This window comes from Luteimonas sp. A611, assembly GCF_054072715.1.
Genome location: NZ_JBSVRP010000004.1, coordinates 1 through 12720 on the forward strand (window position 1 = coordinate 1; position 12720 = coordinate 12720).

A 12720-nucleotide genomic window follows, 5' to 3' on the forward strand; every position below is an offset into this window, starting at 1 on the left:
ATTACGGTGGTCTGACACCGAGGCGTTATCGGGCGCGCACGTCGGGCTCTCGGCGCCTACGGTAGGGGAAACTCAAGACATAAGGCGTTAGCGCCCATCGGGGGACAGCGATGATTCGGATAGCCTCTTTGTTTGCCTTGGGATTCATTTCGCTCCAATGCTTCGCTAGCGATTCTGTCAGCTACGCCCAAATGGCTAGAGCCAGTTGGAGCTCTTTTGAGTGCTCAACCCTTGCATCGAAGATGTGGCAACCTGCCGAGCAAGAGCGTCTGTTCAACTTTGGTTACGCGCAAGGGCGAGAGTTCATCTCTGCGCTAGAGGCAGGAAAGATCAAACGCGAAGATCTATCATCGCATGCGCCAGTGGGTGCCCTCCTGCTACTGGAGGGTCCCAGCGCGGATTTCATCCTCGGTCGAATCTACGCGGCTGCAGAGGAGAATGCTCTGAAAGATGTCTATCGGACAGATGAGGTTTTCAACTCCGAGGCCACACAGGAACTGATTGCGTTCAACAAGTTCACGCGCAGCAACCGCCAACTTATCGGCAATGGGCGGTGAATTAACACCCCAAGTGCACCACCCCTGAGATCGCGCTGAGCCTTTCGATGGGTGTCTGGTAGCCATACCGCTTCCTCGGTCTTGTGTTGAGTTTGTGGACGACACGGTCGCAGTCGCGTTGCCGTACGCGTGCGAGGCTCTTTCGTTTGGGGAAGTATTGGCGCAACAGGCCGTTGAAGTTCTCGTTGCTGCCGCGTTCCCAAGGCCGGTGCGGATAGGCGAAGTAGCAGCGTACACCGGTCGTTTCTTCGAGCACCTTGTAGCCATGGAACTCGGTGCCGTTGTCCCAGGTGATGGTCTTGAAGGGCAGGCCGCTGTCGCGGATAAGCTCCAGGACGGCGCGGTTGACGGCGGTAACGGTGCGGTGGCGCAGCTTCTTGACCAAGCTCATCCCTGAGCTACGGTCGACAAGGGTCAGGAGACAGTCGCGTTCGCCTGCGGCGCCCATGACGGTGTCGCCTTCCCAGTGGCCGGGCTCCTTGCGCAGCTCAACGGCTTCGGGCCGGGTGTCGATCATGGGTTTGCCCTGCAGGCGACCGCGTGTTTCCAGCGGTGAATTAACACCCCAAGTGCGACAGCAGTGTCCCTATTCCCTGTGTCCCTGTCCTTAGTAGCCGCCGAGCGGGCGAGCCGTTCGAGCATCGCCGTCCTGTTTTACGCCGCGCCGCAGCATTCCCGCATGCTATAGGGCCGGCCGATTTCTTCATTGGTATGGAATTGCTCGCCCGCCTATCCTCCGCAGTTGGACCGGCGAGGGTGGGGTGCTGGACGCAATGGGCTTCGGGGCGGGATGTTCAAGGCGAGAGAGCGGCGCCCTGGCTTGGGCGACGCTGGCGCTGATCTGCCTGTGCACACTCTCCGGGGTGCTGCAGGCGCAGGCGGACGGCTATCGCTGGCGCAACGTTGCGATTGGCGGCGGCGGATTCGTCAGCGGGCTGGTGTTCCATCCGGCCGAAGCGGGCCTGCTGTACGCGCGCACCGACATTGGCGGTGCGTATCGCTGGGAATCCGTGGGGCGGCGCTGGACGCCACTGCTCGACTGGATGGGCGAGGACGACCGGGGGCGTTTGGGTATCGAAAGTCTGGCGCTGGATCCTTCCGATCCGGACCGGCTCTATCTCGCGGTCGGCACCTACCTGCACGAGCGTGGTGCCGACGGCGCGATCCTGCGTTCGCACGATCGTGGCGCAACGTTCCAACGCGCCGCGCTGCCGTTCAAGCTGGGCGGCAACGAGCAGGGCCGCGGCAACGGCGAGCGGCTGACGGTGGATCCGAACGACGGCCGCGTGCTGTTGCTGGGCACGCGCGCGCATGGGCTGTGGCGCAGCGATGACGGTGGCGCGCGCTGGGCGGAAATGCCCGGGTTCCCGGCCATCGCGAAATCCAGGTCCGCCTGGGCGAAGGGCTGGCGCGACGAGGTGCCGATCGGCATCGCGTTCGTGGTGTTCGACCCGGCCAGCGGAACGCAGGGGACGCCGTCGCGCACGATCTATGCGGGTGTTTCAACGCGGGAAACAGCGATCTATCGCTCCGATGACGCTGGCCGCAGCTGGCAGGCCGTGCCGGGCCAGCCCGTTGGCCTGCGGCCCAGCCACATGGTGCGCGACGCGCGCGGGCGCTGGCTGCTGAGCTATGGCGACGAGCCCGGGCCCAACCACATGGCCGATGGCGCGGTGTATCGCTTCGATCCGGCCGACGGCAGCTGGACCGACATCACGCCGCTGCCGCGCACGCCGGGCGTGGCCAGCGGCTTCGGCTGGGGCGCGGTGGCGGTGGACGCGCGCGATCCGGACGTGATCGTGGCCACGACGTTCCGCCGCTATCGGCCGCGTGACGAGCTGTTCCGCAGCACCGACGGTGGCCGCAGTTGGGTCGCGACCTTCGAGCGCTCGCGTTTCGATCACGCCAGCGCGCCGTGGACAACGGATGCGACGCCGCACTGGATGGCCGACGTGGAGATCGATCCGCACGATCCGGACCGGATCTGGTTCGTCACCGGCTACGGCGCCTGGTCCTCGCGCAACGCGCGCGCGTTCGATGCCGGCGACGTGCTGCTGTGGGAATTCCCGCAGGCCGGATTCGAGGAAACGGTGCCGCTGGCGCTGGCGAGTCCGCCGCAGGGCGCGCACCTGGTCAGCGGGCTGGGCGATGTCGACGGTTTCGTGCACGACGATCTGGACGTGTCGCAGCAGCGCTTTGCCGGGGTGCGCTTCTCCAACACCGAGAACCTTGCGTTCGCGGGACAGGCGCCACAGCGCATGGTGCGCAGCGGCCACTTCCACAACCGGCCCGAGGGCGCGGTGCGTGGCGCGTGGTCTGGCGATGGCGGCCGCAGCTGGACCGCGTTCGCCAGCGAGCCGCCCGAGGGCGAAGGCGCGGGACACATTGCCCTGTCGGCCGATGGCGCGCGCGTGATCTGGCATCCGCGCGGCGCCGAGCATCACTGGTTGAGCGACAACGCCGGCGCCCGCTGGCAGAAGGTGCGTGGCCTGCCGCGCGGCGCGGTGGTGGAGGCGGACCGCGTGGAATCGGCCATCTACTACGGGTTCGACGCGACCAGCGGAACGCTATACGTCAGCGGCGACGGGGGCGTGTCGTTCGAGGCGGTGCGGGCGAAAGTGGGTGAGGTCGGCGACTGGTTCCGGGCCGAGATCCAACCGCATCCGGCGCGCAGCGGCGAGGCCTGGGTGGCGGCGTCGTGGCGCGGCCTGCTGCACTGGTCGCCGGGCAAGCTCGTGCGCCTGCCGGGCGTGGACGATGCGCGTTCGGTCGGGCTTGGCGCGCCGGCGCGCGAGGGCGAGCCGCCGGTGCTGTTCGTGCACGGGCAGGTCGAGGGTGCGCCGGGCCTGTTCCGCTCCGACGACGGCGGCCGCAGCTGGCGTCGCATCGATCACGACGGCATGCGCTTTGGCGGCATCATGCGTCACGTCACGGGCGATCCCCGCCTGCACGGCCGCGTCTACTTCGGTACCGAGGGACGCGGCATCTGGTATGGAGATCCGCAATGAATCATTCGTCCACATCGTCTGCTCCGGTCTGCAATTGCCACCGCCTGCCGCGGCTGCTGTGCGCGGGCGCGCTGGCACTGCTCGCCGCCGGCGTGCAGGCAGTCGAACTGCCGCGCATGTTCTCCGACGGCATGGTGCTGCAGCGCGGGCAACCGGTTCCGGTCTGGGGTTATGCGGAGCCGGGTGCGCGCGTCGAAGTCGCCTTCGATGGCGCCAGCGTCCACGCCAGTGCCGACGGCAACGGCGCGTGGCGCGTAGAGCTTCCGGCGCGCGAGGCGGGTGGGCCGTTCGTCCTGCGCATCGACGATGGCAAGGCGCCGGTCGAGCTGCGCGACGTACTGGTGGGCGACGTGTGGCTGGCCTCGGGACAGTCGAACATGGAGTGGCCGATCTCGCAGTCCGCGGATGCCGAAACCGAGATTGCACGCGCCACTGATCCGCTGATCCGCCACTTCAAGGTTCCGAAGTCCTGGGCGGGCCTGCCGCAGTGGCAGCTGGCCGGCGGCGACTGGATCGCATCGACGCCTGAAGCGGCTGGCGACTTCTCGGCGATCGCACACTTCTTCGCGCGCGAGCTGCGCGCGTCCGAAGGCGTGCCGATCGGCATCATCGACAGCACCTGGGGCGGCAGCAGCATCGAGGCGTGGATGGATGCCGGCACCCAGGGCATCGACGGCGACGGGCTGGTGGAGCTGGCGCGCCGGATGAAGGAGGAAGACGAGCGCGCGCTCGCGCAGTCGCGCGCACAGGTGGCGCGGTGGCAGCTGCCGGCCGACGACAGCGCGTGGCATGCCGCGGGCCTGGATACTTCCGGGTGGGACGACATGGCCGTGCCGGGCCTGTGGGAAGCAGCCGGCTGGAACGGCATGGATGGCGTGGCCTGGTACCGCACCACGTTCACCCTGGATGCGGAGCAGGCGCGGCGCGGACTGACCATCGGCGTTGGCCGCATCGACGACAGCGACACCACATGGGTCAACGGCGTCGAGGTCGGGCAGACGCAGTTGCAGTACGACCTGCCGCGTGTGTACGCGGTACCGGCGGCGGCGCTACGCGCCGGCGTGAACGAGATCGCGGTGCGCGTCACCGACAACGGTGGCGGTGGCGGCATCCATGGGCCGGCGCAGGAACTGTTCGTGCAGCCGGAGGGCGGCGCACGTCTTGCGCTGGCAGGCACGTGGAAGTTCCGCCCTGCCGAGGTCACCGCGCTTGCGCTCGACGACAACAAGAACCAGCAGCCGACGCTGCTGTACAACGCGATGATCCGTCCGCTGCAGCCGTTTCCGGTACGCGGCGTGATCTGGTACCAGGGCGAGTCCAACGCCGGCAGCGTCGAGCAGGCGATGGCGTACCGGGTGCAGTTCCCGGCGATGATCCGCCAGTGGCGCAAGCAGTGGAATGCCCCGGAACTGCCGTTCCTGTGGGTGCAGCTGGCCAGCTGGCATTCGGGCGGGGACCAGGGTGATACGAGTCCATGGGCGGTGCTGCGTGAATCGCAGACCGCAACGCTGTCGCTGCCGGCAACGGCGCAGGCGGTGGCGATCGACATCGGCGATCTCGCCGACATCCATCCCAAGAACAAGCAGGACGCCGGCAAGCGGCTCGCGCTGGCGGCGCGGCATGTGGCCTACGGTGAGGCGGTGGTGCATTCGGGGCCGGTGTTCACCGGTGCGACCTTCGATGGTGGCGCGGCGACGCTGGTGTTCGAGGGCAACGGCAACGGCGAGGCTGGCCGCAGCGGGCTGACCGTGCGCGGCGGTGGCGTGCTGCAGGGCTTCCGGCTGGCCGGCGCGGATCGCATGTTCCATCCGGCCAGCGCGACCATTGACGGCGAGCACGTCGTGGTGCGGAGCGAGGCGGTGCAGGCGCCGGTCGCGGTGCGTTATGCGTGGCAGGACGCGCCGGTCGACGCAAATCTGGTCGGCGCCAGCGGGCTGCCGGCATCGCCCTTCAGGAGTGACGAATGGTGACTGCGCTGCGACGCATGACGCAAGGCTTGGCAGTTTGGCTCCTTCCCCCGCGTGCGGGGGAAGGCCGGGATGGGGGCGGGCCCGTCGCGTCGGAGCGTGCCCCCACCCAACCCTCCCCCGCACGCGGGGGAGGGCTCCAAGCGTTGCGGATGACCGGGCTGGCAAGCCTGCTTGCGCTTGCGGCCTGCCAGCCGACTGCTGAAAACAAGGGCGCTGCCGTCGCGACCGATACCGTGACCCCGAATCCGGCCTTGGAGGCCGGCGAGCGCCCGATCCCGCGCTTTGAAAGCCGCGACGGCAAGCACGCCCTGATCGTCGACGGCGCACCGTTCCTGATCCTTGGCGGCCAGGCGCACAACTCCAGCAACTATCCCGACCCGCTCAAACAGGTGTGGCCCGCGCTGGAGGACCTCGGTGCCAACACGCTGTCGATCTCGGTCGCCTGGGAGCAGGTCGAACCCGAGGAAGGGAAGTTCGACTTTTCCTTCGTCGACCACCTGCTGCAGCAGGCGCGCGAGCACGACAAGCGGCTGGTCCTGCTGTGGTTCGCGACCTGGAAGAACAACGGGCCCAACTACGCGCCACGCTGGGTCAAGCTCGACAACGCGCGCTTCCCGCGCGTGGTGCGCGAGGATGGCGTGGTGCTCAACTCGCTCTCGCCGCATGCGCAGGCGACGCTCGACGCCGACCGAAAGGCTTTTGCCGCGCTGATGCGCCACCTGAGGCAGGCCGATCCGCAGCGCACGGTGATCCTCGTGCAGCCGCAGAACGAGCCGGGCACCTACGGCGGCGTGCGCGACTTCTCGCCGCTGGCCCAGCAGGCGTTCGACGGCGCGGTCCCCGAGGCGCTGCTCAGGCATCTTGGCAAGTCCCCCGGCACCTGGCGCGAAGTGTTCGGCAGCGACGCCGACGAAACCTTCCATGCCTGGCATATCGCGCACTACATCAACGAGGTGGCGAAGGCGGGCAAGGCCGAGTACCCGCTGCCGATGTACGTCAATGCCGCGCTGCGCGGTCCGTTCAATCCGGGTCAGCCGGGCCAGTACGCCAGCGGCGGTCCGACCGACAACATGCTCGACGTCTACAAGGCCGCCGCGCCGGACATCGACCTGCTCGCGCCCGACATCTACATGCCCGAGTACGTCAACTACACCACCGTGCTCGAGCGCTATGCGCGGCCCGACAACGCGCTGTTCGTGGCCGAGACCGGCAACTCCGCGGCGTATGCACGCTATCTGTTCCCCGCGCTTGGCCATGACGGAATCGGCTGGGTACCGTTCGGCATGGACTACACGCCCTATGGCAACTTTCCGCTGGGCGTGAAGCGCACCACGCCGGACACCATCAAGCCGTTCGCGCTCGGTTTCGCCCTGGTCAACCAGGGCATGCGCGAGTTCGCGAAGGCATCGTCCGAAGGCCGCCTGCACGGGGTCGCCGAGCAGGCCGGCGTGCCGGAGCAGACCATCCGCCTCAACGACCGCTGGAACGCAACGATCGGCTACGGCATGCCGCACTTCTGGTTCGTAGGCGACGTGCCGGGTAACCCCGAACCGATCGGCGGCGCGCTGATCGCCGAACTCGGTCCGGACGAGTTCCTGGTCACCGGCATGCATGCACGGGTGACCATCCATCCTTCGGCCCAGGGCGAAGCGCTGATCTACGACCGCGTCGAGGAGGGCCGCTACGTCGATGGCGCCTGGCAGTTCCAGCGCAACTGGAACGGCGACCAGACCGACTACGGCCTGAACTTTTCCGACGCAGTGCAACTGCTGCGCGTGACCCTTGCGACCTACCGCACCACTTCCGACGTCGACCCCCAGGAGGACTGACGCCATGACCCGACTTTCCCGTTTCCCGCGCCTGCTTGCCCTGCCCGTGGCCATGGCCCTGGCCGGCTGCGGCGCGCAGGCCGCCACCAGCTGGGAGCGCGTCGACGATGGCCTCGTCGTGCGCCCGCTCGCCGACGGCGCCGCCGACGTGCGCCTGCAGGTGGTGTCCGACCGCATCATCCGCGTCACCGCCGACCCGGACGGCGATTTCGAGCGCTCCAGGAGCCTGATGCGCGTGGAGCGCGAAGGCGCGGCGCCGACCTTCGAAGCCAGCGAAGCGGACGGCAAACTGCGCGTCGTTGCCGCCGGCATCTCGGCCGAAGTCTCGTTGGCCGACGGCCGCGTGGCCTTCTTCGATGCCGCCGGCAAGCCGCTGGTGTCGGAAGTGGCGGGCGGCCGCAGCTTCGAGGCCACCGAGTTCGACGGCACGCCCTACTACAGCATCCGCCAGCGCTTCGAGTCGAACTCCGACGAGGGTCTGTACGGCACCGGCCTGCACCAGCAGGGCTGGATGAACCTCAAGGGCCGCGACGTCGAGCTGTTCCAGCACAACATCGACAATGCGATCCCGTACCTCTCGTCCAGTCGCAACTACGGCATCCTCTGGGACAACAACTCGATCACGCGCTATGGCGATCCGCGTGGCCTGCGGCAGATCGGGGAGGCGGTCACGCTGTACGACAAGGACGGCAATGAGGGCGCGCTGACCGCGACCTACTCGATCGACGGCGAGGTCAAGCTCACGCGACGCGAGGGCAAGATCGACTATCAGTTCATCTCCGGGCTGGAGGACTTCCCCGACGAGGGCAAGAACCTCGCGCCGGGCGGCCGCAGCGACGTGCTCTGGGAAGGGCAGATCGAGGCCAGGAGCGACGGCCGCCACAGCTTCTCGCTCTACAACAGCGAGTACGCCAAGCTTTACGTCGACGGCAAGCTGGTGATCGACCGCTGGCGCCAGAACTGGAACCCCTGGCACCACGAGTTCGCGCTCGACCTCAAGGCCGGCCAGAAGCACGACCTGCGCATCGAGTGGGATCGCATCGAGCCGGCCTACATCGCGCTGCAGGGGCGCGACCCGCTGCCGGCGGCGGAGGCGCAGGACCTGTCAATCTGGTCCGAGGCCGCGCAGGTGATCGACTACTACGTGGTCGCCGCGGACGACGCCGACGGCGTGATCGCCGGCTACCGCGAACTCACCGGCAAGGCGGTGCTGCTGCCGAAGTGGTCGTACGGCTTCTGGCAGAGTCGCGAACGCTACAAGACGCAAGCCGAGCTCACCGACGCGCTGGACGAGTACCGCCGCCGCAAGCTGCCGATCGACGCGATCGTGCTCGACTGGTCGTACTGGCCCGAGAACGCATGGGGTTCGCACGATTTCGATCCGAAGAACTTCCCGGACCCGGACGGCATGGTCGATCACGTGCACGCGCAGAACGCGCAGGTGATGATCTCGGTGTGGCCGAAGTTCTATCCGACCACCGAGCACTACAAGGAGCTCGACGCGGCCGGCTACATGTACAAGCGCAATGTCGAGGTCGGCGAGCTGGACTGGATCGGCAAGGGCTACCTCAACTCGTTCTACGATCCGTTCACGCGTGAGGCGCAGGACATCTTCTGGCGCCAGGTCAACACCAAGCTCAACAGCAAGGGCTTCGACGCCTGGTGGCTGGATGCGTCCGAGCCGGACCTGCACAGCAACATCGACACCGGCGAGCGCAAGGCGCGCACGATGCCGAACGCACTGGGTTCGTCGACCGAGTACTTCAACGCCTACCCGCTGCCGCATTCGGAAGGCGTGTATCGCGGATCGCGCGAGGTCGAGCCGGACAAGCGCGTGTTCATCCTGTCGCGCGCGTTCTTCGCGGGTCAGCAGCGCGCCGGCGCGGCGTTCTGGAGCGGCGACATCGTGCCGCGCTGGGAGGATTATCGCGAGCAGATCTCGGGCCTGGTCAACGCCTCGATGGCGGGCGCGCCAAACGTCAGCTTCGACATCGGCGGCTTCTCGCCCGAGCGGCGCTACGAGCAGAAGGACCCGGCGCACCTGCCCGAATGGCGCGAGCTGAGCCTGCGCTGGTTCCAGCATGGGGCATTCGTGCCGATCTTCCGCGTGCACGGCCAGTTCCCCTACCGCGAGATCTGGGAGATCGCGCCCGAGGGCACGCCGCATTACGACAGCTTCGTGCACTACCTCAAGCTGCGCTACACCCTGCTGCCCTACATCTACACGCTCGCCGGCGACACCTGGCACCAGGACGGCAGCATCCTGCGCGGGCTGGCGATGGACTTCCCGGGCGATGCGAAAGCGCGCGACATCGCCGACCAGTACCTGTTCGGACCGGCCTTCCTGGTCGCGCCGGTGACGGAGTTCAAGGCCACCAGCCGCGAGGTCTACCTGCCGGCGGGTACGCAGTGGATCGACTTCGAGACCGGCAAGCGCTTCGATGGCGGGCAGACGATCACCGCCGACGCGCCACTGCAGCGCATGCCGCTGTTCGTGCGCGCCGGGTCGATCGTGCCGCGCACGGTGGTGCAGCAGTACGTCGACGAAAAGCCCGATGCGCCGCTGACGATCGAGGTCTACACCGGCGCCGACGGCAGCTTCTCGCTGTACGAGGACAACGGCCGCAGCTATGGCTACGAGCGCGGCGAGTCGGCGCGCATTCCGCTGGCGTGGGACGAGAAGAAGGGCGAGCTGTCGATCGGCGCGCGCGAGGGCGAGTATCCCGGCATGCAGGTCACGCGCGAGGTCCGCGTGCGCTTCGTCGACGGTCCGCGCGGCGACAACGGCGCGCTGGAGCCTGCCGCCGACGTGACCGTGCGCTACGACGGCGCGGCGCAGGTGGTCGGGCGTCCGGCGAAATGACGGATCGCGGCGCACGCGCATGAGCTTCGATCCACGTCGCCGGGAGGCGCTGAAGGTCGCCGCGCTCGCCGCGGTGGCAGGCGGTGCAGGCGCTGTCGGCCTGGCGCAGGCTGCGCCTGCTGGCGCCAATGCCGGCACGCGTGCGGCCGCGTCGACCGTCGGCGGGGCCGCGTCGTCCGCGACCGGCCCTGCGGGCGAGGCCCGGGACGCGCTGCGCCTGTGGTATCCGCGTCCGGCCACGCAATGGGTCGAGGCCATGCCGCTGGGCAATGGACGGCTCGGCGCCATGGTCTGGGGCGGCGGCAAGCACGAGCGCATCCAGCTCAACGAGGACACGCTCTACGCCGGCGGGCCCTACGATCCGACGCCGCCGGGCGCGCTGGCCGCGCTGCCGGAGGTGCGGCGGCTGCTGTTCGCCGGTCGCTACGCCGAGGCCGAGGCGCTGGCCAACGCGAAGATGATGGGGCAGCCCATCAAGCAGATGCCCTACCAGCCGCTGGGCGACCTGGTGCTCGATTTCTTCGAGATCTCCGAGACCAACGGCTATCGCCGCGAACTCGACCTCGATACCGCGCTGGCAAGCTCGACCTTCGAGGCGCGCGGCCTGCAGCATCGTCGCGAAGTGCTGGTCTCGCCGGTGGACCAGTGCGTGGCGGTGCGCCTGTCGGGCGACAAGCCCGGGCGCCTTTCGTTGCGCATCGGGCTGGCGAGCGACCAGCCGTCGGCGCAGGTTGAATCCGATGGCGACGCCAGCCTGCTCATGCGCGGCCGCAACGAAGCCGCGTTCGGCGTCGAAGGCCGCCTGCGCTTCGCCGCGCGCCTGCGCGTGTTGCCGCTGGGCGGCACCTTGCGGCGACAGGGCGATCGCATCGAGGTGCGCGATGCCGACGAGGTCCTGCTGCTGCTCACGGCGGCCACCAGCTTCCGGCGCCACGACGACGTATCCGGCGATCCGGACGCGATCACCCGCGACCAGCTCGCGCGCGCGGCCGCGCGCAGCTGGCAGGCGCTGCTCGATGACCATGTCGCTGCGCACCGCATATTGTTCCGGCGCGTGTCGATCGACCTGGGCCGCACGCCGGCCGACGTTTCCGCGCTGCCCACCGACGAGCGTGTCGCCCGTTTCGCAGACGGGCACGACCCGCAGCTGGCCGCGCTCTACCACCAGTTCGGCCGCTACCTGCTGATCGCCAGCTCGCGCGCGGGATCGCAGCCGGCCAACCTGCAGGGCATCTGGAACGACCTGATGCAGCCGCCGTGGGAAAGCAAATACACGATCAACATCAACACCCAGATGAACTACTGGCCCAGCGAGGCCAACGCGCTGGCCGAGTGCGTCGAACCGCTGGAGCGCATGGTCTTCGAGCTGGCCGAATCCGGCGCCCGCACCGCGCGCGCGATGTACGACGCGCCGGGCTGGGTCGCCCACCACAACACCGACCTGTGGCGCGCCACCGCACCGATCGACGGCGCGCAGTGGGGCCTGTGGCCGCTGGGTGGCGCCTGGCTGCTGCAGCAGCTGTGGGGCCGCTGGGATTACGGCCGTGACCTCGCCTACCTGCGCCGCGTGTATCCGTTGTTCAAGGGCGCGGCCGAGTTCTTCGCCGCCACCCTGGTCGAGGATCCAAACACCGGCGCGATGGTCACCGCCCCCTCGATTTCGCCGGAAAACGTGCATCCGCACGGTGCCGCGCTCTGCGCCGGCCCGTCGATGGACGCGCAGATCCTGCGCGACCTGTTCGGCCAGTGCATCGAGGCGGCGCAACTGCTCGACGCGGACGCGGATTTCGCGGCGCAGCTGGCCGGGCTGCGCGACCGTCTGCCGCCGCATCGCATCGGCAAGGCGGGGCAGCTGCAGGAATGGCAGCAGGACTGGGACATGGACGCGCCCGAGATCGACCACCGCCACGTCTCGCACCTGTACGCGCTGCATCCCTCCAGCCAGGTCAATCCGCGCGATACGCCGCAGCTCGCGGCCGCCGCGCGCCGTTCGCTCGAGATCCGCGGCGATGAGGCCACGGGCTGGGGCATCGGCTGGCGGCTCAACCTCTGGGCGCGGCTGCGCGATGGCGCACGCGCGATGAAGATCCTGCGCATGCTGCTGAGTCCGTCGCGCACCTATCCCAACCTGTTCGACGCGCATCCGCCGTTCCAGATCGACGGCAACTTCGGCGGCACTGCCGGCATCACCGAGATGCTGGTGCAGAGCTGGGGTGGGACGGTGTTCCTGCTGCCCGCGCTGCCGCCGGATTGGGCAACGGGCGAACTGCGCGGGCTGCGCGTGCGCAATGCCGCGCGCCTGGACCTGGCCTGGCGTGACGGCGCGCTGCACAGCGCCACCCTGCACAGCGACCGCGGCGGCGACTACCGGGTGGACTATCGCGGCCGCGAACTGACGCTGACGCTTGCCGCAGGCGAGTCGGCGCTATTGCGGCCAGGTCGCGGCGGGCTGGTGCGTGCGTGAGCGGGTTGACGCGTCGCCGCAGTCGGTTT

Annotated in this window: 6 protein-coding genes and 1 pseudogene; 6 read left to right on the top strand and 1 reads right to left on the bottom strand. The window is 68.5% G+C overall.

Annotation, left to right across the window (positions count from 1 at the left end; genetic code table 11):
- The first annotated feature begins 242 nt into the window (after positions 1-242).
- The gene (locus ACW5EG_RS15030; protein WP_457022137.1) at positions 243-557 is read left to right on the top strand and encodes a hypothetical protein; all 315 of its coding nucleotides are present in this window, start codon (positions 243-245) and stop codon (positions 555-557) included.
- Between the two features lies 1 nt (position 558).
- Here the strand turns inward: ACW5EG_RS15030 and ACW5EG_RS15035 are convergent.
- Positions 559-1104: pseudogene (locus tag ACW5EG_RS15035) on the bottom strand (IS30 family transposase); the annotation flags it as partial.
- Positions 1105-1330: 226 nt separating this feature from the next.
- On the opposite strand from ACW5EG_RS15035, the gene ACW5EG_RS15040 reads away from it, so the two are divergent.
- The 5 genes from ACW5EG_RS15040 (at position 1331) to ACW5EG_RS15060 (ending at position 12691) form a co-directional block, all read left to right on the top strand.
- Positions 1331-3565 (top strand): cellulase, encoded by a 2235-nt coding sequence (locus ACW5EG_RS15040; protein WP_457022139.1) that lies wholly within the window; start codon positions 1331-1333, stop codon positions 3563-3565.
- Between the two features lie 116 nt (positions 3566-3681).
- On the top strand, positions 3682-5535 hold the full coding sequence (locus ACW5EG_RS15045; protein WP_457022260.1) for a sialate O-acetylesterase: 1854 nt from the start codon (positions 3682-3684) through the stop codon (positions 5533-5535).
- Positions 5536-5684: 149 nt separating this feature from the next.
- Positions 5685-7364 (top strand): DUF5597 domain-containing protein, encoded by a 1680-nt coding sequence (locus ACW5EG_RS15050; protein WP_457022141.1) that lies wholly within the window; start codon positions 5685-5687, stop codon positions 7362-7364.
- A 4-nt stretch (positions 7365-7368) separates the two neighbouring features.
- Complete coding sequence (locus ACW5EG_RS15055; protein ID WP_457022143.1) at positions 7369-10227, top strand: TIM-barrel domain-containing protein; 2859 nt, start codon at positions 7369-7371, stop codon at positions 10225-10227.
- Between the two features lie 19 nt (positions 10228-10246).
- On the top strand, positions 10247-12691 hold the full coding sequence (locus ACW5EG_RS15060; protein WP_457022145.1) for a glycoside hydrolase family 95 protein: 2445 nt from the start codon (positions 10247-10249) through the stop codon (positions 12689-12691).
- Positions 12692-12720: the final 29 nt, after the last annotated feature.

Coding starts and splice junctions, on each gene's coding strand:
- ACW5EG_RS15045 (WP_457022260.1), top strand. CDS start 3,682: ATGTTCTCCGACGGCATGGTGCTGCAGCGCGGGCAACCGGTTCCGGTC.
- ACW5EG_RS15040 (WP_457022139.1), top strand. CDS start 1,331: ATGGGCTTCGGGGCGGGATGTTCAAGGCGAGAGAGCGGCGCCCTGGCT.
- ACW5EG_RS15050 (WP_457022141.1), top strand. CDS start 5,685: ATGACCGGGCTGGCAAGCCTGCTTGCGCTTGCGGCCTGCCAGCCGACT.
- ACW5EG_RS15060 (WP_457022145.1), top strand. CDS start 10,247: ATGAGCTTCGATCCACGTCGCCGGGAGGCGCTGAAGGTCGCCGCGCTC.
- ACW5EG_RS15055 (WP_457022143.1), top strand. CDS start 7,369: ATGACCCGACTTTCCCGTTTCCCGCGCCTGCTTGCCCTGCCCGTGGCC.
- ACW5EG_RS15030 (WP_457022137.1), top strand. CDS start 243: ATGTGGCAACCTGCCGAGCAAGAGCGTCTGTTCAACTTTGGTTACGCG.